Genomic DNA, 20,384 nt, shown 5'->3' with positions numbered 1-20,384 from the left:
AGGTTCTGCTAGCAGATCGTCCTCAACGGCGGGCGACGCTGAGGTGCCGCACCCGGCGGGGATGCAGCACCTCTCGCCGGACTTACTCGGCCTTGACTCCGGTGCCGTAGAGCACGCCTACGCCGATCGGGCAGGCGACGCCGGTACCGTGGTCGGGGCAGTAGCCGGCCGGGTTCTTCTTCAAGTACTGCTGGTGGTAGTCCTCGGCGTACCAGAACGTGCCCGCGTCCTCGGCCGGGCGCGACTCCGTGGTGATGGCGCCGAAGCCGGCCTTGTCGAGCGCGGCCTGGTAGGCGGTCTTACTGGCCAGGTAGGCGTCGCGCTGCTCGTCGGTGGTCCAGTAGAACGCCGAGCGGTACTGCGTGCCCAGGTCGTTGCCCTGGCGGTAGCCCTGGGTCGGGTCGTGCGACTCCCAGAACGTGCGCAGCAGTTCGTCGAGGCTCAGCTTGGCCGGGTCGTAGGCGACCAGCACGGCCTCGGTGTGGCCGGTGAGGCTGCTGCAGGTCTCTTCGTACGTCGGGTTGGGGGTGTAGCCGCCCTGGTAGCCGACCGCGGTGGTGACCACGCCGGGGGTCTGCCAGAACGTCTTCTCAGCGCCCCAGAAGCAGCCCATGGCCAGGTAGACCACCTGGGTGCCCTCGGGCCAGGGGCCCTCGAGCGGGGTGTCGAGAACGGCGTGGCGGGCCGGCACGGTGAACGGCCGGCTGTCCCGGCCCGGCAGCGCCTTGTCCCGCTCGACCATCGTGCTCTTCAGCCTGCTGCCGAACATCATCCGGTCCTCCTCGTCCTGTAGGGCGGAACGATCGGTCCGCTCCCGCCTTGCACAACCAAGTGTGGCCCCGATCCGTTCCCGCCGCCGGGCCCGAGCCGGACCAGAACTGTCGGTGCTCGGTAGTAGCTTGGGACCTGTGAACGAGCCGAACCGCAAGCCTGGGGATCCCCGCTGGTCAACCGCCGGGTTCTCGACCCGGGCCATCCACGTGGGGTCCGAGCCGGACCCGGCCACCGGGGCCGTCGTCACCCCGATCTACCAGACCTCCACCTATGCGCAGGACGGCGTGGGCGGCCTGCGTCAGGGCCTCGGGGTGGGGTACGAGTACTCGCGTTCGGGTAACCCGACCCGAACGGCTCTCGAGGAGTGTCTGGCTGCGCTGGAGGCTCCGGACGGTTCGGCCCGCGGCTTCGCGTTCGCCTCCGGGCTGGCGGCCGAGGATGCGGTGCTGCGCTCGCTGCTGCGCCCGGGCGACCACATGGTCATTCCGGACGACGCCTACGGCGGCACCTACCGTCTGGTGGCCCGGGTGGCTCAGCCCTGGGGCGTCGGGCACACGCCGGCCTCGCTGGTCGACATCGACGCGGTGCGGGCGGCCATCCGGCCTGGTCAGACCCGCCTCGTCTGGGTCGAGACGCCGACCAACCCGCTGTTGTCGGTCGCCGACATCGCCGGTCTGGCCGAGGTGGCACACGCGGCCGGGGCGCTGCTGGTCGTCGACAACACGTTCGCCACGCCCTACCTGCAGCAGCCGCTCAGTCTGGGTGCCGACATCGTGGTGCACTCCACCACCAAGTATGCCGGGGGCCACTCCGATGTCGTCGGGGGCGCCGCAGTGGTCTCGCACAGTGCCTTCGCCCCGTGGATGGACGGCATTGCCGACCTGGGCGAAAGCGCCGTCGAGCGAGTCGGTTTCAACCAGAACTCGATGGGCGCGGTTTCCGGCCCGTTCGACTCCTGGCTGGTCCAGCGCGGCCTGAAAACCCTTGCGGTGCGGATGGAACGGCACTGCGACAATGCCGAGAAGATCGTCGAGATGCTGCGGCAGCACCCGAAGGTCAGCCGGGTGCTCTACCCCTCGCTCGACGACCACCCCGGCCACAAGGCCGCGGTCGAGCAGATGCGGCGCTTCGGGGGCATGGTGTCGTTCCAGGTCGCCGGGGGCAAGGAGGCCGCGCTCGAGGTCTGCCGGCGCACGCAGGTGTTCACGCTGGCCGAGTCGCTGGGCGGCGTCGAGTCGCTGATCGAGCACCCGGGTCAGATGACTCACGCGTCGGTGGCCGGGTCGGCGCTCGAGGTGCCGGACGATCTGGTGCGGATCTCGGCAGGTCTGGAAGACGCGTCGGACCTGGTGGCCGATCTGGAGCAGGCCCTGGGCTGACAACGGCACGTTCTTGGACAGCGTGTGGATCTGGCGCGGATGTACCGCGGCGGGTTCACACGCTGTCTGCTTTTGCCGCCCGGTTGGAGTGGCCGGGCGGAGCGGGCGGGCGGAATAGCTGGGTGGAGCGGGCGGGTGGTGTGGCTGGGTGGAGCGGCCGGGCGGAGTGGGCTGGGTGGAGCGGGCGGGGTGGAGTGGCCGGGTGGAGTGGCCGGGCGGAATGGCCGGGCGGAATGGCTGGGCGGAATGGCTGGGCGTAGCGGCCGGATAGAGCGGGCAGGCGGAGTGGGCTGGGTGGAGTGGCTGGGCGTAGCGGTCGGATGGAGCGGCCGGATGGGGCGGGCAGGTGGAGTGGCCGGGTGGAGTGGCCGGGTGGAGTGGCTGGGCGGAGTGGGCCGCCCCTGTATCCAGGGCTCACGCGAGCTGTGGCGTCATCGGGAAGACAAAACACGCTATGGCGTCGTTTTGTCTTCCCGACGATTGCTCGGTGCGGCGCGGAGGGGTGCATTTCGGTCGGAGGGGATTGAGGACGGGGCGGCTGGGTATCGAGTCGACATCCGGCAGGGCGAGGGCATGGGCGAGGGAAGCGGGGCGAGGGAAGTGGGACGAGGGCACGGGCGAGGGAAGCGGGACGATGGCGCTCGAGAGATGGCTCGGTGCAGGTGATCCCGCGAGAGTGGCGAGCTAGCTGAGAGTGCGCCTGGGGTAGGGCAATTTGAGCGCCGGGCAGCTGATGCCGGGTGGCGGAGAGCAAAGGTTGCCGTAGACAGGCGCAGGTAGATCCGGCAGCGAGAATGGTTGTTTAAGGACAGCGGGCGCTCAGGAGGACGCGATGCCGGAACTGGTTCTCTGCGTGGATGTCGGCTCAACGTTCACCAAGAACTTGCTCGTCGATCCGGCCGAAGGTCAGGTACTCGGCGCGACCCAGCACCCCACCACCCGGCCCGACGTCATGACCGCCATCGCCGCCACCCAGGCCGAGCTGGCCGAAAGTATCAACACGGCAGCCAAAAACGCCGAGATCCGGGCCTGCTCCAGCGCAGGTGGCGGCCTACGTCTGGCGGTGGTCGGCCACGAGCGGCTGGTAACGGCGGAAGCTGGTCAGCGGGTGGCGCTTTCGGCCGGGGGACGGGTGGTGCACCTGAGCAGCGGGGCGTTGACTGCCGAGGGCGTCGAGTTGCTGCGCGAGTCCCGTCCTGACCTGATCGTTCTCACCGGCGGCACCGATGGCGGCAACGCAGACGTAGTCGTCGGCAACGCCCGTCGCATCGGTATCGCGCGGCTGCCCGTCCCCGTAGTGCTCGCCTGCAACGCGGATGCGGCCGAGGCTGCCGCGCACGAGCTACGTCGGCGGGGGCGCAAGGTCACGGTCACCGGCAACGTGCTGCCTCAGATCGGCAAGCTCGATCCCGTCCCCGCGCGGGAGGCGATTCGTCAAGCGTTCCTGGAGCATGTCATCGGGGGTAAAGGCCTGTCGCAGAAGGGCTCGCAGATCAATGGACGTTCCTTCCGCCAGTTGGTCCTCGCGCCGACGCCAGATGCGGTGCTCAGTGGGGTGGAGGTGCTCGCGGGCGGCCGAGGGCTGCTGATGGTAGACGTCGGTGGGGCCACGACGGATGTGTATTCCGTTCTGCCGGCGTCTGACCAGGAGGACGAAGAGCCCAGGAAACGGGCGGCGGGGGACTGGCTGTCGGCGCGCACGGTCGAAGGAGATCTGGGGGTGAGGTCCGGGGCTACGGGTGTGGTTGAGGCGGCGCTTGCGGAGGGGCTGATCGAGGCAGAAGCGGAAGGGCAGCTCAGGGAGTACGCGAGCAGCCCCGTGCCGGGGGTAAGACATCTGGACCAGCGTCTGGCCGAGTTGGCTGTTCTGATCGCCGTTCGCCGCCACGGCCGCCCGACCTACCCAGGTGCCGCCCCGCGTCCGTTGCGTGAAGTTGGTGTTCTGGTGGGCAGCGGGGGAGTTCTTCGTCACGCAGACCAGGTGGGCCGAGACGCCGTCCTCAATCAGCTCCGGACCGACCACAGCGGCGGGTGGGCCGTTCCCGAAGCCGCAACCATCAGCGTCGACGTGGGCTACACCCTTTTCGCGGCAGGGCTTCTGCGCGACCGGATCAGCCCCGAAGCAGCGCACCGCCTGGCCGCCTCGGGGCTGAGTGCCTAGGAGATGAACCCGTAACGACACAGGGCGAACGTCGCCGCGCCGATCTTGGCGCAGCAGGCAGTATGGGATGGGTGAGCATCGAGCAGGACGACCCCACCCGCGTGCGCCCCGCCGAACTGCCGCACGGCCTGCGGGTGAGCGCCGCCTGGGCCTGGCGGATCCTGCTCATCGCGGGCACGGTCTACCTGATCTGGCGGATCTTCGCCGAGTACAAGGTGATCTTCGTACCCCTGCTGGTGGCGCTGATGCTCTCCGCGCTGCTCAAGCCGATTCAGCGGGCGATGGCCCGGGACGAGAACAAGATCGGCCTGCCGAACTCCGCCTCCGCCCTGCTCACCGTCTTCTTCACGATCGCGTTCGTGGCCGGCCTGATGGCGCTGATCGGGCAGCAGGCGGTCAGCGGGTTCGACGGCCTGCGCGACGACGCTGCCGAGGGCCTCAGCGAACTGCAGGAACAGCTGGCCCGCTCGCCGCTGAACCTGACCAGCGACCAGCTCGACCAGTACGTCGACGTGCTGCAGGACAACATCCGGGGCAACGGCGGCAGCGATGTCGTCTCTGGGGCGCTGGAGGTCACCAGCACCGCCGGGCACGTGCTCACCGGCATGTTCATCACCCTCTTCGCGCTGTACTTCTTCCTCTCCGGCGGGGACCGGATGTGGTCCTGGGTGGTCAGCCTGTTCCCTGCGGGCAGCCGGGAGAAGGTGCGCGGGTCGGGGGTACGGGCCTGGGCCACACTCACCGCCTACGTCCGGGCCACCGTCATCGTGGCGATCGTCGACGGCGTGGGGGTCTGGATCGGGGCGGCCATTCTCGGCGTCCCGCTGGCCTTCCCTCTGGGCATGCTGGTCTTCCTGGGCGCCTTCGTGCCGATCGTGGGTGCGCTGTTCTCCGGCATCGCCGCCGTACTCGTCGCCCTGGTCGCGGGCGGGATCGTCGACGCGGTGATCATGCTGGCCATCGTGGTCGGCGTGCAGCAGTTGGAGGCGCACGCCCTGCAGCCGTTCCTGCTGGGCCGGGCGGTGCGGGTGCACCCCCTGGCGGTGATCCTGGCGATCGCGGCCGGGGTGCTGCTGGCCGGCATTGTCGGGGCCCTGTTCGCGGTGCCGTTCGTGGCCGTGGTCAACGTGATCGGCGAGTACCTGGCCGGGCGGGATCCGGAGGAGCAGCACGAGAAACCGAGCGAGGAGCAAGTAGGTCCCCTGGCCGATCAGACCCGGGACGACGAGGATCCGGAGACCTGGGACGACACCGACGAGGAGGAAGAACAGCCTCAGGAAGCGGTGCGCGGGGAGTAGAGGCAGCACTCAGGAGATGCCGCGGGCCTGCAGCCACATCTCCAGGGTGGCCAGCTGCCAGAGCTTGTTGCCGTTCAGCGGAGTGTGCGCAGCGTTCGGGTCACGCAACAGCCCAGCCACGTACTCCGGCCGGAACACCCCACGCCGGCGCGCCTCCGGCGACTCCAGCGTGTCCCTGACCCGTTCAACCAGCTTCCCCTGCAACCGAAACAGCGCCGGCACCGGGAAATACCCCTTAGGCCGCTGAAGCACCGACCGCGGCAGCAATCCCCGGGCAGCCTGCTTGAGCACCCCCTTACCCCCGCGCGCCAGCTTGAAGGGCACCGGGCAGGCCGCCGCCAGTTCCACGAACTCGTGGTCCAGAAAAGGCATGCGCGCCTCCAGACCGTGCGCCATCGTCATCGCATCCACCCGCTTCACCGGGTCGTCCACCAGCATCACCGTGGTGTCCATCCGCATCGCCGCGTCCACCGCGCTCTGCGCCCCGGGCCGGTTGAAGTGCTCGGTCAGCCAGGCCCGGGCCGGATCCAGCCCGCGCAGCAACTGATCGGCCGGGTCAGGCAGCTCCAGGTCCGGCGAGATCGCCGCGCGCAGTTCCGAAGCCGAGCGATCCAGGAACGCCCGGTCGTAGGCAGGCAGCGCCGCACCCCGGCTGACCTGGGCCAACGACTGGTACCAGTGATAACCGCCGAGCACCTCGTCGGCCCCCTGCCCGGTCTGCACCACTGGACAGTGCGCCGAGACCACCTGGCTGAGCAGGTAGAAGGCCACGCAGTCGTGGCTGACCATCGGCTCGGGCATGGCCGCCAGGCAGGCCTCGATCGGCTGCACCAGATCTTCCTCACCGACCCGGATGCGCTGGTGATCGGTGCCGTACATCTGCGCCACCAGGTCCGAGTACCGGAACTCGTCGCCCAGTTGCTCGTCGCTGCTGTCGAAGCCGATCGAGAACGTCTTGAGCCCCGGCCCGTGCTCGCTGGCCAGCAGCGCCACCACCAGGCTGGAGTCCAGCCCGCCGGAAAGCAGCACGCCCACCTCGACATCGGCGATCGACCTACGCTTCACGGCGGTCCGCAGTGAGGCCAGCAGCTGTTCCTGCCAGTCCTTCTCGGTCCACGCCGCGTGTTCGGGCTTACGGCTGAAATCCGGCCGCCAGTAGACGTGATCGGTACTGCGGCCATCCGGCTCGACCACACGCACGGTGGCCGGGGGTAGCTTGCGGACTCCGGCGAGGATGGTGCGGGGCGCCGGCACCACGCTGTGAAAGCTCAGGTAGTGCGCCAGAGCCACCGGGTCGATCGAAGTGTCTACCCCGTCGGCCGCCAGCAATGCCGGCAAAGTGCTGGCGAACCGCAGCACCCCGGGCGATGCGGCCAGGTAAAGCGGTTTGACGCCGAGCCGGTCGCGGGCGAGAACCAGGCGCCCGGAGTCCCTTTCGGTGATGGCTACGGCGAACGTGCCGATCAGGTGCTCGGCGAACTGCGGGCCCCAGTGCGCGTACGCCCGGAGCGCCACCTCGGTGTCCCCGTCGGAGAAGAACCGGTGCCCGGCGGCGGCCAGTTCGGTGCGCAGCTCGCGGTAGTTGTAGATGCACCCATTGAGGACGCCGGTCAGCCCGGCTTCCGGGGTGCTCATCGGCTGGGCACTGGCGTCGGACAGGTCGATCAGCCGCAGCCGGCGATGGCCGAGCGCCACTCGCCCGTGCGACCACAGACCGGCATCGTCCGGGCCCCGGTCGGCCAGGGCCGCAGTCATTGCGTCGACCGTGCGGATGTCGGCGCGCGCCGAGTCGAAGCGCACTTCCCCGGCCAGCCCGCACATGATTCAGATCATCCCAGTTTTCCGATCCGGGGGTTTTGATCCGGCGATATCGGGGTAAGGCCGCAAAAGCGAACGGCCGGCCGCCCGGAAAGGGCGACCGGCCGAGCGACGAAATATCAGCCCGAGAAAGGCTTCGCCTCGAGAATCTTCACCTTGAGCTCGCGGCCGTTGGGGGCGGTGTACGCCGTGGTGTCGCCCACCTTGTGGCCTGCGATCGCCGCGCCGAGCGGGCTCTTCTCGCTGTAGACCTCGAGCTCCGTGTCGCCGGCCACCTCGCGGCTGCCGAGCAGGAAGGTCATCTCCTCGCCGGCCAGGTCGATGGTGACCACGCTGCCCGAGGCGACCGTGCCGTCGTCGGCCAGCGCCTCGCCGACCTGCGCGGTCTCCAGCAGCTGACGCAGCTGACGGATGCGGGCCTCCTGCTTGCCCTGCTCGTCCTTGGCCGCGTGGTAGCCGCCGTTCTCCTTCAGGTCGCCCTCGGCGCGGGCGGCCTCGATCTTCTTGGCGATGTCGACCCGGCCCTCGCCCGAGAGGTACTCGAACTCTTTCTTCAACCGGTCATAGGCGTCTTGGGTCAGCCATGCGACGGCAGCACCGGTCTCGCTCACGGGGCATCTCCATTTCTGGTCGCATTGAGGCCGCTCTTTTATGCGGCAACGGCGTCCGGGACGAAACCTTGAGCTTAACAAGAAAGCCCGGATTGCAGGTGCAGGGTGCAACGCCGGGCACCGGTGAACGGTTCCGCCCGGCTCATCCACCCCACCGGTAACGTTGCCGGTCAGGCGGCGAGGCAGCCACTCACCAGGCCGGTGGTGGCCTCTTCGCTGGTGGGAATCGTCACGGTCATCCGGACCCGGCCGTCGGCGTCGCCCTCGACCTCCACGTCCTGCCGGCCCACCTCGGTGTTCAGCGAGTTCAGGGCGTGCACGGTGCAGACCGCGCGCTCGGCCCCGGCGTGCAGCTGCAGGTCGAAGGTGACCACCACCTCGGAGGCCGAGCGCACGTCGAAGCTGTGGTCCTGCCAGGTGACCTTGTCCCGGTCGATCACGGTCACCCAGTAGGTGAACGCCAGCACCACGGCCGCCAGCACCACCAGGACGGCGATCACCAGCCGGCGGTTCACCGTGCGCGGCTTGCCGTAGCGCTCGTGCAGATGGGTGTCGCTCACGCGCAGGTCCTCTGGCTGTCAGATGGCATCGGGCGGTGGTCCGGGAATGCCCGGGCGTCCGACATGATTGTCCACTCAGACCGGGATGGGCCTGCCACTGGGGCGCCTGAGCCCGGTCTCCCGCCCGAATTCTGATCTCAGGAGGACCCCGGCATGGCCGAGCAGCTCAGGCTCATGGCGGTGCACGCGCATCCCGACGACGAGTCCAGCAAGGGCGCCGCCACGCTCGCCCGTTACGTGGACGAGGGCGTGGACGTCCTGGTCGTCAGCTGCACCGGTGGCGAGCGCGGCGACGTGCTGAACCCCAAGCTGCAGGGCGACCCCGAGGTGGAGCGTGACCTGCCCGAACTCCGCCGCAAGGAGATGGCCAACGCCGCCGCGGCGCTCGGGGTGAAGCACCACTGGCTCGGCTTCGTCGACTCCGGCCTGCCCGAGGGCGACCCGCTGCCGCCGCTGCCCGAGGGCTGCTTTGCGGCCCAGCCGCTCGAGATCGCCTCGGCGCCGCTGGTGCGCCTGGTGCGCGAGTTCCGCCCGCACGTGATGACCACGTACAACGAGCTGGGTGGCTACCCGCACCCCGACCACATCATGACCCACAAGGTCTCGGTCGAGGCGTTCGAGTCGGCCGGCGACCCCACCCGCTACCCGGACAGCGGCGAGCCCTGGACCCCGCTGAAGCTGTACTACGACGTGGGCTTCTCCCGCGGCCGGATGACCGCGTTCCACGAAGCCCTGCTCGCGGCCGGCAAGGAGTCGCCGATCGGGGAGTGGCTGAAGGCCCGCGAGGACGGCACCCGCCCGCCCGAGCGGGAGATCACCACCCGGGTCAACATCGTCGGCTGGATGGACCGCCGGGACGAGGCGCTGCGCTCGCACGCCACCCAGATCGACCCGGACGGCTGGTTCTTCGCGATCCCGAACGACATGCAGGCCCAGGTGTGGCCGACCGACGACTTCGAGCTGGCGCGTAGTCTGGTGCAGTCGGAACTGCCGGAGGACGACCTGTTCGCCGGCATCCGCGACCGGGCCCGGGTCTGAAGCCGACCGCGGCCAGAGTCTGACGAACTGGGTGTGATGCAGTGATCTCCGCCGTGGTGAGCCTCGCCTCGAACAAGCCGGATGCGGTGCGGGTGCCCGACCCGGACATCGTCTCGCCCGGTTTCCTCGGGTTCATGACGGTGTTCCTGCTCGCGGTGGTCACCGTGCTGCTGATCCGCAGCATGACCAAGCACATGCGCACGGTGAAGTTCAACGCCGACCAGCTCGAGCGGGAGCAGCCGAAGGACTCAGGCGTTCAGGCGCCGGGCCAGAGCTAGCGCCCCCGGGACGTCGTCCACCACCAGGGCGTCCACCCCGGCCGCGGCCAGTTCCGCGGCCGGTTCCAGCGCCGGTGACCAGGCCAGCACCTGCAGTCCGGCCCGGTGCGCGATGTCGATCGCGTAACCGGCCGGGCGGTGGTGCGGGGCGGAGTCGGTGCCGTTGGGGCCGAACGACTTCCAGTGCGCCGACAGCACCTCCACCCCCAGCCGGGCGGCCGCCGGTACGGCCTTGCGGATCGGGAACGAGATCCAGGTGATCAGCCCGCGCGCCACCCCCGGCATCTCCCGGCCCACGAACAGCAACGAGGCCGGGTCGAACGAGGTCACGAGCAACGGACGCGTGCGCTCGGCTTCCAGAGTCGGCAGCAGCAGGGCGGTGGTGTCCTGGGAGGGCGGCAGCAGCGCGTCCTCCAGAGCCGTCTTCACGTCGAAGATCAGCCCGACGCCGGCCGGGACCACCTCCAGCAGGTCCGGCAGCGCCAGCAGCCCGGCCTTGTGCGCCTCGTCCGTGCTCAGGTCCGACACGAACCGGCCGTCGTCCGGGCTCACGCTCGGCCAGTGGTGGACGAACAGCCCGCCGTCGCGGGTGCGCCGCACGTCCACCTCGAGCCAGGGCACCCCGTGGCGCACCGCCTCGCGGAAGGCCGGCAGCGAATTCTCCGGCCAGCCCGCCACGTTCTTGCCGAAACCCCGGTGCGAGGCGATCGTCAGCCCGGGGCCGAACGGGCCACGCTGAGCTGCGGATGAGTTCTGCTCGGACATGCTGATTCAGCGGCCGGCGGCCACGTCCCCCAACTGCTCCACCGCGGGAGCCGAGGCGAGCGACGCGTCCACTGGTTCTGCGCCTTCCTGACCGAAATCGGAGGCCGCCGCCTCCTGGGGCGACACGTCCCCGACCGCGTCCCCACTCGCCGCCGCGGCCGCCGAGGCGTGCGTCTGGCGGTGCGGGAGCTTGGCGATCATCTTGTCCCGGGTCGCCGCGACCTCGCTGACCGCGTCCAGGAAGCGCTGCGTGCTCTCGCCCGGCGCGATGTCGCCGAAGTAGAAGCGGCGCATCGCGATCCGCTCGGCCATCCGCGAGTCGTCGGCCAGGCGGGCGGACAGCACGCTGCCGAACCCACCGATGGTGTTCGAGTCAATGACGTCGGACGCGCCGCTGATCGGGGCGTCCACGGCCAGCTGGGCCGGGTTGTCGCGCCGGTCGGTGATGAACAGCGGGGCATCGTTGCGCAGGTACAGGAAGTCCAGGCCGACGCTGGAGACGTCGGTGACCATGGCGTCGCACTCCTGGAAGAGCGCCAGGATCGAGCCCTCCATCGCGGTCGCGTGACCGGCCTGCGGATCCGCCTCGGCGGCCTGCTCGATCAGGCCGAGGATCTCCCGGTGCGCGCCCACCACCTCGATCGTGGTGCTGCTGGCGACCCGCGGGTGCGGCCGGTAGACCACCCGCACGCCCTCGGTGGCCAGCAGTTGCTGCACGATCGGCACGCCGTACAGGTCGACCGAGGTGTAGTTGTTGAAGTCGTTCTCGCCCTCCCAGGTGGGGGCGTAGATCACCGTGCGCCGCTCGGAGGGCGGCAGCACCGGCTCGAACTTCAGGTCCAGCTGCGGCCGCCCGGTGCGGACCAGCCGGTCCTGATCGAAGTTGATCAGCGCGGCGGCGTGCCGGCGCTCGGCCGCCTCACCTGCCACGAACACCCGGTCGTAGGCCTTGGCCTGGTTCGAGACCATGCTGACCTTGTCGCTCTCACCGTGGTTGACGTGCACGTGCAGGATCGAGGCGACGGCGAGCGACTGGAAGTTGGCCACGCCGTTGTTGACGTAGATCGCCACCTTCGGGTCCAGCTCGTCGTACAGCTCCAGCACGTCGGCCAGCCGGCGGGTGTAGACGGTGGGCAGCGGGGTGCGCTCGCTCAGGTTGTTGAACGAGGCCTTGGAGCGCAGCACCAGCACCACCGGGTGCCGGCGGTGCAGCTCCTCGAACACCGGCAGCCACTGGTCCAGCTGGTACATCTTGCGCCGGTCCTCGGCGAAGTAGACCACCACCTCGGCGGCCGGCGCCGGGCCCTCGGGCACCCGGTTCAGCCGCGGCCCCCGGGTCTTGCCGCCGCGACGCATCGATCGCCGCTTGTTGCTGATGGTGTTCGTCAGCGCCCCGAACGTGGCCGGGTTGGGCGAGCGGAGAAAGTTGGACACGGACTTCGGCAGCGCCATCGGGGGTCTGGAGCCTTTCGGAATCGGTCGGACGAAGTGAAGGACCGGCCGGAAGCATATGCGGGCCGGGCAAGCCGGACATCATCCGGAAGTTCTGGGCGTTTGCCTGATCGTTCTTGCTCGTTCAGATTGTTACAGGCCCAGTCCCCGCCTGATGGTGGCCGTGCGTGACCATCCACCGGGTGGAGCAGGGGCGATCTGACCGTGTGTCAGGTTTGGAAACCATCTGTGCGGGGAACGTGACTCAGCGGACAGGCGACCGGTACGTGAACACAGTGCTAATGTCGGTCGACTCGAGACCGAGAGAACGGACTCCAGAGGGTGAATGGGCAGGGTCGATCGGCGGAAGCGGTGCGGCACCGTACCGGCAGTGCCGTCACCATGCGTGATCGCGAACCCGCGGCGGCCCGGACCGGCGCGGCCGGCCTCGAGGTGGCCGGGACGCTGATCAGCGAATCCGGCCTGGACGTGGTCTTCCTCGACCTTCACGGCGAGGCGGCCCCGCGGCCGGAGGCCCTTCGGGTGGTCCTGGCCGAGCAGGGCATCGTCGTCGCCGACGAGCACATCGTCACGGTGAGCAGCCTCGGCGGCACCTCGGCACTGGCCCGGGCGGTGGCCGGGCAGCCCGATCCGGGGCAGCCGGCGCCGGTCGAGGACGGTTCGCACGGCATCGGTTCCAACTCGGTGCCACGCCGGGCCCTGGCGCTGATCCCGGTCGATCTGGTGACGAACGGCACAGTTCTGGGTGCCGTGCTGGACGACCCCCGACTGCGCACGGCCGCGCTGGCCGGTCCGGACGACACCTTCCTCGAGGTGCTCCGGATCGACGCCGCCGACCGTCCGGCCGCGGCCGGTGTGGTGCACGAACTCGACCCCGGCGCGCCCGAGAGCCTGCTGCTGGAACTCGTCCGCCGGCTGCCCGCCGCCGGAGTGACGGTCAAGCCGGTGCCGATCGGTGGTTACGTCTGGGCCCGGCCCAGCGGTCCGGGCGAGTCCGCGACCGCCGAGCTGGCGCTGATCGAGCTGCCCGAGCGCCGGGTCCGGCTACGGGAGGCGGCCCGCGGCGGCGACGGTTTCTTCTCCACCTTCGTGCTGCGCAAGCTCTCCTGGCGGCTGACCGGAGTGGCCGAGCGCCTGGGCCTGACCCCCAACCAGGTCACCGCCATCTCGTTCGTGATCGGCCTGGCCGCCGCCGCGCTGATCGCCACCGGCGACCGGCTGCCCGCGGTGATCGGCGCCGTGCTGCTGCAGCTGTGCGTGGTGATCGACTGCGTCGACGGCGAACTGGCCCGCTACCGCCGCCGGTTCTCCCGGTTCGGCGCCTGGTTGGACGCCAGCACCGACCGGATCAAGGAGTTCGCGGTCATCTTCGGCCTGGCCGTCGCCGGGGCGCAGGCCGGGCTGGACCTGTGGCCGCTGGCCGCGCTGGCGATCGGGGTGCAGACCTTCCGCAGCCTGGCCGACCTGTCCTGGTCGCTGCGCCGCCAGCAGCTGGACCCGCCGGTGGTGCCCGTCCCGCAGTGGCAGGCCTCGGCCACCCGGGTCCGGATCCCGCAGGGGTACGTCTCGGCCACCGACACCCACGGGGTGGGCGGCTGGCTCAAACGGATCGGGCACTTCCCGATCGCCGAGCGCTTCCTGGTGATCTCCCTGGGCGCGGCCCTTCTCACGCCCCGGGTCACCCTGATCGTGCTGTGCGCCGGAGGTCTGGCCGCCGGCGTCTATCTGCTCGCCGCCCTGGCCTCCCGGGGCCGTTCGCTGGCCGGTGACCAGACGCCCAAGATCGTCGCCGACACCGGTCCCTGGTTCGGCGCCGGCCTGCTGCGGCTGCGCGGCCGCTCCGCGGTGATCGCCGCTCCGCTGGTCGCGGTCGCCGAGATCGCCGCCGTCTACCTGCTCGCCACCATGGTCCAGGCCCAGCACGGGGCCGCGGTGATGCTCGTCGCGGTCATCGCGGTGGCGCACTACCTGCAGGCCTACGGCGTGCGCGAAGGCGCCGGCGAGGAGTTCCTGCTGATCGGTGCCGACCTGCGCCTGGCTGCTTTCGTCCTGCTGATCGTCCTGCCCGGCCTGCTGATGCCGGTCGACGTGGAGAACTGGGTCACCGGGGGCCTGTGGGCCCTCACCGCCGTGGTCGCCGTGACCTCGGCCGGAGCAAGTCTCAAGTCATGGATCGGAGTCACGCGATGAGCGGGCCCAGCATCGCCGAGCTCCGCCGGGTCGGCCAGCCCGAGCACGTGCGGACCCGGGCGGCCGCCGAGCACTGGGTGGCGCACGCCTACCTCCGGCAGATCTCGCCCTACCTGACCCGGCCGCTGGTGGCTCTGGGTCTGTCCGCCAACCAGGTCACCTGGCTGATGATCACCGCGGCCGCGCTGGCCGCGCTCTCCACCGCCTGGATCGGGATCGCCGGCGCGCTGCTGGCCGCCTTCCTGGTGCAGATGCAGATGCTGCTGGACTGCTCCGACGGCGAGGTCGCCCGCTGGCGGGGCACGTCCTCGCCGGTCGGGATCTACCTGGACCGGGTGGGGCACTACGTCGCCGAGTGCGGCATCGCCCTGGCCCTCGGTTTCCGGGTGGCCAACGGCGACGGATTCGGTTCCGTGAACGTGCAGATCGGTGACGGCTGGGGGGCCGGGGTGCTGGAGGCGCTGGCCGATCCGGCGCTGTTCCTCGGTGCCCTGCTGGCTCTGCTGGTGGCCCTCAACAAGGTGGAGAACGACCTGGTGCACGTCTCGCGAGGGCAGGCCGGCATGACGGCGATGAAGGATGCCGAGCAGGTGCGGGTACCCACCGCCGGTTCGGTGCGCACGCTGCGGAAGGTGGCCAAACTGTTCCCGTTCCACCGGATCTTCCACTCGGTCGAGATGTCGCTGCTGATCCTGGCGGTCGCGGTCGTCGACCTGGTCCTGGGCAACCACACCGCCACCGCCGCCCTGCTGCTGGCCATGGTCGCGGCGGCCCTGGTCACGGTCGCCGGGCACCTGGCCGCCGTCCTTTCCTCGGCGCGGCTGCGGTGAGCGCCATGACCAGTCCGGAGATGTCAGGGGCCGTGAAGTCGCTGCCGATCGCGCACTACGGTGTCGTTCTGCTCACCCAGGGCAGCCGGCCCGAGGCGCTGAACAAGGCCGTGCAGTCCGTGCTGGACCAGCGCGGGGTAGTCACCGACGTGGTCGTGGTCGGCAACGGCTGGAAGCCCACCGGCCTGCCCAAGGGGGCGCGCGGGGTGGCCCTGCCGGAGAACCTCGGCATCCCGGCCGGGCGCAACGCGGGCGTACCCCACGTCGAGGGTGAGTACCTGTTCTTCCTCGACGACGATGCTTTCCTGCCCACGCCCGACGTGCTGGCCCGGATCGCCCAGCGTTTCACCGACGAGCCCGGCGTGGGCCTGATCCAGCCGCGGGTGGCCGACCCGGAGGGCCTGCCGTCTCCCCGCCGCTGGACGCCCCGCCTGCGGGTGGGCGACCCGATGCGCAGCAGCGACGTGGCCGCCATCTGGGAAGGCGGAGTGGCCCTGCGCCGCGACGTCTTCACTGCCACGCAGGGCTGGCCGGCGCCGTTCTTCTACGCCCACGAGGGCATCGAACTGGCCTGGCGGGTCTGGGACGCCGGCTACCGGGTGCGCTACGACGGCGAGATCTTCGTCAACCACCCGGTGATCCAGCCGACCCGGCACAGCGTGTTCCACCGGTTCTCGGCCCGTAACCGGGTCTGGCTGGCCCGCCGCAATCTGCCCTTCCCGGTCGGCGCGATCTACGTCCTGGTCTGGTTCAGCATCTCCGCGCTGCGTCTGCGCGCCAAGGAAGACGCGATGGAGATGCTGAGGGGTTACTGGCAGGGCCTGACCCAGGAGTGCGGTCCGCGTAAGCGGATGGGCTGGCGCGCCGTCTGGCGGATGACCAAGGCCGGCCGTCCCCCGGTGATCTGAGCGATCTGACGCGAACGTACCTACGAACGTCCGCGCGTACGTCCACTGCAGCGCCCCCAAGGCAACCTGCTTACGGACGTCCGCGCGGACGTCCGTCGTTTGCCCACCACGGTGACCTGCGTACGGACGTCTGTGCGAGCGTCCCTAGGTCTGCTCACCAAGGCGCCCTGTTTGCAGACGCCGGTGTGGGCGCTGGTGGGTCCGTCCACCAAGTACCAGGTGTACACGTTTCTCCATCCTCTCCACCGCCGCCGGCCGGGGGTGGTTGAAGGGATAGGCCGACGATCAGGGATCTGCTCGGCCGTAGGGCACAGCTAGGTCGTAATGCCGTTGATCGTGCGGAGCACGAGAGGCCGGGCGCGGGTGGGATACCGCGTCCGGGTCGGCTTGCGGGGGTTACGGGCGCGTCCGAAAGCGCTACTGCCGGTGACGTGAGACCTTGGCGCCGTGGCGAACCGTCTGGAGTACGCAACCAGCCCGTACCTGCTGCAGCACAAGGACAACCCGGTCGAGTGGTGGCAGTGGGGCGATGCCGCCTTTGCCGAGGCGGCCCGGCGGGACTGCCCGGTGCTGCTCAGCGTCGGTTATGCGGCCTGCCACTGGTGTCACGTGATGGCGCACGAGTCGTTCGAGGACCCCGAGGTCGCCGACCTGATGAACACCCTGTTCGTCAACGTCAAGGTGGACCGCGAGGAACGCCCGGACGTGGACGCCACCTACATGGCCGCCACCCAGGCGCTGACCGGGCAGGGCGGGTGGCCGATGACCGTGTTCCTCACCCCGGAGGGCACCCCCTTCTACGCGGGCACGTACTACCCACCCCAGCCGATCAACGGGATGCCGTCGTTCCGTCAGCTGATCACCGCGGTCGCCAACACCTGGAACCAGCGCCGCGACGAGGTGGAGGAAGCCGGGCAGCGGATTGCGAACGCACTGGCCGACCAGGCCGTACCCAAGAGCGCCGGGGCAGAGCCGCCGAGCTGGGACACCCTGACCAACGCCCTGCAGAAACTGGTCTCGTCGGAAGACCCGGTGCACGGGGGATTCGGGGGTGCGCCCAAGTTCCCGCCGTCCATGGTTCTGGAGTTCCTGATCCGCTACGCCGCCGCCCAGCCGGAGACCCCCGGCGGTCGGGCCGCGCGTGACCTGACGGGCCGGACGCTGCGGGCGATGGCTCGCAGCGGCATGTACGACCAGATCGCCGGGGGCTTCGCCCGCTACAGCGTGGATGCGGCCTGGGTGGTGCCGCACTTCGAGAAGATGCTCTACGACAACGCTCAGCTGGCCCGGGTGTATCTGCACTGGTGGCGGCTGACCGGAGAGCCGGTGGGATCCCGGATCGCCCAGGAGACCTGCGACTGGATGCTTGCCGCGCTGCTCACCGAGGAGCACGGTCTGGCCTCCTCGCTGGACGCCGACACCGAGGTAACGGACGAGGTCACCGGAGAGGTGCACGGCGAGGAAGGCCGTACCTATGTCTGGACCCCGGAGGACCTGCTGACTCACCTGGGCCCCGAAGACGGGCCCTGGGCTGCGGCTTTGATGCGGGTGGGACGGCCGGGCACGTTCGAGCGCGGCGCCTCCACCGCACAGCTCACCCAGGACGTCTGGGCGGACCCGTTCGCAGCCGCGCGCTGGACGGCGATCCGCGAAAAGCTGCGCCTGGTACGCAATGCCCGCCCCCAGCCGGCCCGGGACGACAAGGTGGTGGCGGCCTGGAACGGTCTGGCCATCGCCGCCCTGGCCGAGACCGGCGCCCTGCTGGACCGGCCCGACCTGGTGAAGGCGGCCGAGCGGATAGCGGGTTTGGTGCTGCGGGCGCACGTTCACGGTTCCGGGGTGATCCCGAGGTTGTACCGGGTGAGCCGGCACGGTGCGCACGGTGCTCCGGCCGGGGTGCTCGAGGACTACGGAGATCTCGCCGAGGGCCTGCTCACCCTGCACTGCGTCACCGGGGAAGTGCGCTGGCTGGCCACCGCGGGCAATCTGCTGCAGGTGGTGATGGAGCAGTTCATCGACGAGGACGGGGTACACGACACCGCCAAGGACTCCACCGACCAGGCCCTGCTGAAGGTCCGTCGCCCGGCCGACCCCACCGACAACGCCTACCCCTCGGGCGCTTCCTCCGCGGCGGGCGCCCTACTTACCTACGCCGCGCTGACCGGATCGCACCGCGCCCGTGAAGCAGCCGACCGTTGCCTGGCCGCCAGCGGCGCCGTGGGTGGGCACGCGCCGCAGGCGTTCGGCTGGGCCCTGGCCGTTTCGGTGGCCCGACTCGAAGGCCCCCGGGAGATCGCGATCGTGGGCAGTGATGACGACCCCTACCGCCAGGAACTGCACCGCGCCGCGCTGGCCAGTACCTCTCCCGGTGCCGTGATCAGCGCGGGCCCGCCGGACTCACCCGGCGTTCCGCTGCTGGCCGGGCGCACCCTGAGTTCCTTCGGGAAAGCCCGGGCGTTCGTCTGCCACGACTTCGTCTGCAAGCTCCCAGCTTCCAGCGTGGAGGAGCTGCAGCACCAGCTCACCCGCCCGGACGAGCCCTGATCAGCGCAGGTCGACCAGGCTGGGCCGGCCGCTGAGCAGGCTCTGCCACTCGGCGCTGCTGAACACCAGGGCCGGGCCCGCCGGATTGCCGGCATCGCGAACGGCCACCCGGTCGCCGGGCTCGAGCACGGCCACCTCGAGGCGGTCGTCGAGGCCCTCCTGAGAACGTCCGGGGACCCATGTGGTCGTGGCCGGATCGATCGCAACGCTCAGATCTGTGACCTTGCCGCTGCGCTGTGTGGTCATGTGCACAGGGTAGCGCTCTGATTGCGCAAGTCTGCCCGTTCGGCGAACAGCGGCCGACATCGATGCCGTGCCAGGGCCTGCCGGTGCCCGGATCTGCCCTGCGCGAAGCCGTGATTACTTGCTTGCATCGGCCATGCAAGCAAGTAATCATCTGATCATGAGCGAATCGACAGCAGGGCAGGACGCCGCAGTGAAGGCCTGGTTCGGCGCCCGCCTACCGGCGGAGTGGAACGAACCCGCGGCCGAGGTCACCACCGACCGCGAAGAGATCACGGTGCGGCTGATCATCGGCACCCCGGCGGCGGCCGAGCACACCGTGGAGCAGGGCGACGACGCCGGGGCGGCGGCCCGGGCCGAGGCGATCGCCGGTCACATCGCCCGGTTCCGGGACGAGACCCGCGAGCGGCGTATCCAGATCGCCCGGGAGGCCGAGCACCGGTTCGGCCGCAAGGTGGCCTGGGCGGTGACCTCGGCCGACACGACCGAGGTGTTCACCAGCCTGGCCGTGCCGGTGATGACCCGGCTGCGGCAGTCCGAGCGGCTGGTGCTGGACACCCTGGTGGACGCCGGGGTGGCCCGTTCCCGCGCGCACGCGCTGGCCTGGTGCGTACGGCTGGTCGGCGACAACGCCTCCACCTGGCTCACCGACCTGCGCTCGGCGATGGCCGAAGTGGAGAAGGTGCGTAAGGCGGGCCCGGTCTGAGCCTCAGCTGCTGTAGGCGGCCAGGCTGATGCCGGTGTAGTGGGCCAGGAAGGCCAGCACGGTGAAGGCGTGGAACACCTCGTGGAACCCGAACCAGCGCGGGCTCGGGTTCGGCTTCTTCAGGCCGTAGACCACGCCGCCCATGGTGTAGAGCAGGCCGCCGGCCACCACCAGGGCGAACACGGCCAGCCCGCCGCCGCGCAGCAGGTCCGGCACGTAGACCACGGCCACCCAGCCGAGCGCGATGTAGACCGGCACGTACAGCCAGCGCGGCGCCCCGATCCACAGCACCCGGAAGGCCACGCCCAGCAGCGCCCCGGTCCAGACGATCCACAGGAGGGTCCGGGCCGGGCCGTCCGGCAGCAGCAGCACGCTGAACGGGGTGTACGTCCCGGCGATGATCAGGAAGATGTTGGCGTGGTCCAGGCGCTTGAGTACCGCGCCGGCCCGGGGGCTCCAGTTGCGGCGGTGGTACAGCGCACTCACCCCGAACAGCATCGAGGCGGTGACCGCGAAGATCGTCGTGGAGATCCGGGTGCGCTCGTCCGGCGCCAGGATCACCAGGATCGCGCCGAGCAGCACCGCCAGCGGGAAGGTGCCGAAGTGCAGCCAGCCGCGCAGTCTCGGTTTCAGCTCCTCGAGCTTGTTCTCGAGCTTGTCCTCGATCCGGCCGATCCGCTCACGCCCGGCCTCGATCCGGGACTCCACGCGTTCCTTGCCGGAGTCGAGCAGTTCACGCCCTGGACCAGGGTTCGGGGGTTCGTGCCGAGGCTCCGTCATTGCACGAGGCTAACCGCGCAACCTGGGTAAGCGCGGTGGGAGAACCACT

18 protein-coding genes are annotated in these 20,384 nt (G+C 70.1%); 10 read left to right on the top strand and 8 right to left on the bottom strand.

Annotated features, from left to right (window positions below; all coding sequences use genetic code 11):
• Nucleotides 1–82: 82 nt before the first annotated feature.
• Nucleotides 83–772, bottom strand: coding sequence for a peptide-methionine (S)-S-oxide reductase MsrA (gene msrA / locus LR394_RS30800; protein ID WP_407937157.1), 690 nt, complete (start codon nucleotides 770–772; stop codon nucleotides 83–85).
• A gap of 136 nt (nucleotides 773–908) precedes the next feature.
• Between msrA and LR394_RS30795 the strand changes: the two genes are divergently transcribed.
• The 3 genes from LR394_RS30795 to LR394_RS30785 all read left to right on the top strand — a co-directional run bounded on the left by LR394_RS30795 (nucleotide 909) and on the right by LR394_RS30785 (nucleotide 5,612).
• The gene (locus LR394_RS30795) at nucleotides 909–2,153 is read left to right on the top strand and encodes a cystathionine gamma-synthase (RefSeq protein WP_231448103.1); all 1,245 of its coding nucleotides are present in this window, start codon (nucleotides 909–911) and stop codon (nucleotides 2,151–2,153) included.
• Nucleotides 2,154–2,985: 832 nt separating this feature from the next.
• Nucleotides 2,986–4,314, top strand: a complete 1,329-nt coding sequence (locus LR394_RS30790) for a glutamate mutase L (protein ID WP_231448102.1) — start codon at nucleotides 2,986–2,988, stop codon at nucleotides 4,312–4,314.
• 71 nt (nucleotides 4,315–4,385) lie between these two features.
• Nucleotides 4,386–5,612: an AI-2E family transporter gene (locus LR394_RS30785; RefSeq protein WP_231448101.1), complete on the top strand. Its 1,227-nt coding sequence runs from the start codon at nucleotides 4,386–4,388 to the stop codon at nucleotides 5,610–5,612.
• A 9-nt stretch (nucleotides 5,613–5,621) separates the two neighbouring features.
• On the opposite strand, the gene LR394_RS30780 is transcribed toward LR394_RS30785, so the two are convergent.
• The 3 genes from LR394_RS30780 to LR394_RS30770 form a co-directional block, all read right to left on the bottom strand.
• Nucleotides 5,622–7,433 carry an N-acetylglutaminylglutamine amidotransferase gene (locus tag LR394_RS30780; protein WP_231448100.1) on the bottom strand — a complete coding sequence of 604 codons (1,812 nt, stop codon included), beginning with the start codon at nucleotides 7,431–7,433 and terminating at the stop codon, nucleotides 5,622–5,624.
• A gap of 116 nt (nucleotides 7,434–7,549) precedes the next feature.
• Nucleotides 7,550–8,041, bottom strand: coding sequence for a transcription elongation factor GreA (gene greA, locus LR394_RS30775; RefSeq protein ID WP_231448099.1), 492 nt, complete (start codon nucleotides 8,039–8,041; stop codon nucleotides 7,550–7,552).
• 170 nt (nucleotides 8,042–8,211) lie between these two features.
• A complete protein-coding gene (locus LR394_RS30770; protein ID WP_231448098.1) occupies nucleotides 8,212–8,601 on the bottom strand; it encodes a DUF4307 domain-containing protein in 390 nt (129 codons plus the stop codon).
• 153 nt (nucleotides 8,602–8,754) lie between these two features.
• On the opposite strand from LR394_RS30770, the gene mca reads away from it, so the two are divergent.
• A complete protein-coding gene (gene mca / locus LR394_RS30765) occupies nucleotides 8,755–9,639 on the top strand; it encodes a mycothiol conjugate amidase Mca (protein WP_231448097.1) in 885 nt (294 codons plus the stop codon).
• A 41-nt stretch (nucleotides 9,640–9,680) separates the two neighbouring features.
• Nucleotides 9,681–9,917: a hypothetical protein gene (locus LR394_RS30760; protein ID WP_231448096.1), complete on the top strand. Its 237-nt coding sequence runs from the start codon at nucleotides 9,681–9,683 to the stop codon at nucleotides 9,915–9,917.
• Here LR394_RS30760 and LR394_RS30755 read toward each other — a convergent pair.
• Both LR394_RS30755 and LR394_RS30750 read right to left on the bottom strand, forming a co-directional pair.
• Complete coding sequence (locus LR394_RS30755; RefSeq protein ID WP_269330045.1) at nucleotides 9,888–10,682, bottom strand: glycerophosphodiester phosphodiesterase; 795 nt, start codon at nucleotides 10,680–10,682, stop codon at nucleotides 9,888–9,890. The genes LR394_RS30760 and LR394_RS30755 overlap by 30 nt on opposite strands.
• Nucleotides 10,683–10,688: 6 nt before the next feature.
• A complete protein-coding gene (locus tag LR394_RS30750) occupies nucleotides 10,689–12,116 on the bottom strand; it encodes a CDP-glycerol glycerophosphotransferase family protein (protein ID WP_231448095.1) in 1,428 nt (475 codons plus the stop codon).
• A gap of 399 nt (nucleotides 12,117–12,515) precedes the next feature.
• On the opposite strand from LR394_RS30750, the gene LR394_RS30745 reads away from it, so the two are divergent.
• The 4 genes from LR394_RS30745 to LR394_RS30730 all read left to right on the top strand — a co-directional run bounded on the left by LR394_RS30745 (nucleotide 12,516) and on the right by LR394_RS30730 (nucleotide 18,606).
• Nucleotides 12,516–14,324, top strand: coding sequence for a CDP-alcohol phosphatidyltransferase family protein (locus LR394_RS30745; RefSeq protein ID WP_231448094.1), 1,809 nt, complete (start codon nucleotides 12,516–12,518; stop codon nucleotides 14,322–14,324).
• Nucleotides 14,303–15,154, top strand: a complete 852-nt coding sequence (locus LR394_RS30740) for a CDP-alcohol phosphatidyltransferase family protein (RefSeq protein ID WP_231448093.1) — start codon at nucleotides 14,303–14,305, stop codon at nucleotides 15,152–15,154. The genes LR394_RS30745 and LR394_RS30740 overlap by 22 nt, the downstream gene beginning before the upstream one ends.
• Nucleotides 15,155–15,159: 5 nt before the next feature.
• Nucleotides 15,160–16,062, top strand: coding sequence for a glycosyltransferase family 2 protein (locus LR394_RS30735; RefSeq protein WP_231448092.1), 903 nt, complete (start codon nucleotides 15,160–15,162; stop codon nucleotides 16,060–16,062).
• A gap of 447 nt (nucleotides 16,063–16,509) precedes the next feature.
• Nucleotides 16,510–18,606, top strand: a complete 2,097-nt coding sequence (locus LR394_RS30730) for a thioredoxin domain-containing protein (RefSeq protein WP_231448091.1) — start codon at nucleotides 16,510–16,512, stop codon at nucleotides 18,604–18,606.
• Here the strand turns inward: LR394_RS30730 and LR394_RS30725 are convergent, their stop codons facing one another.
• Complete coding sequence (locus tag LR394_RS30725) at nucleotides 18,607–18,852, bottom strand: DUF397 domain-containing protein (RefSeq protein ID WP_231448090.1); 246 nt, start codon at nucleotides 18,850–18,852, stop codon at nucleotides 18,607–18,609.
• A gap of 157 nt (nucleotides 18,853–19,009) precedes the next feature.
• Here LR394_RS30725 and LR394_RS30720 point away from each other — a divergent pair, with 157 nt between their 5' ends.
• Entirely contained in the window at nucleotides 19,010–19,555 is a 546-nt protein-coding gene (locus LR394_RS30720; protein ID WP_231448089.1) for a hypothetical protein, read from the top strand.
• A 3-nt stretch (nucleotides 19,556–19,558) separates the two neighbouring features.
• Here the strand turns inward: LR394_RS30720 and trhA are convergent, their stop codons facing one another.
• Nucleotides 19,559–20,335 (bottom strand): PAQR family membrane homeostasis protein TrhA, encoded by a 777-nt coding sequence (gene trhA, locus LR394_RS30715; protein WP_231448088.1) that lies wholly within the window; start codon nucleotides 20,333–20,335, stop codon nucleotides 19,559–19,561.
• Between the last annotated feature and the right edge of the window lie 49 nt (nucleotides 20,336–20,384).

The sequence above is a fragment of the Kineosporia babensis genome (assembly GCF_021129305.1).
Lineage (GTDB): Bacteria > Actinomycetota > Actinomycetes > Actinomycetales > Kineosporiaceae > Kineosporia > Kineosporia babensis.
The sequence above is the reverse complement of the archived record's forward strand: the minus strand, read 5'-3'. Positions and strand labels throughout refer to the sequence as shown.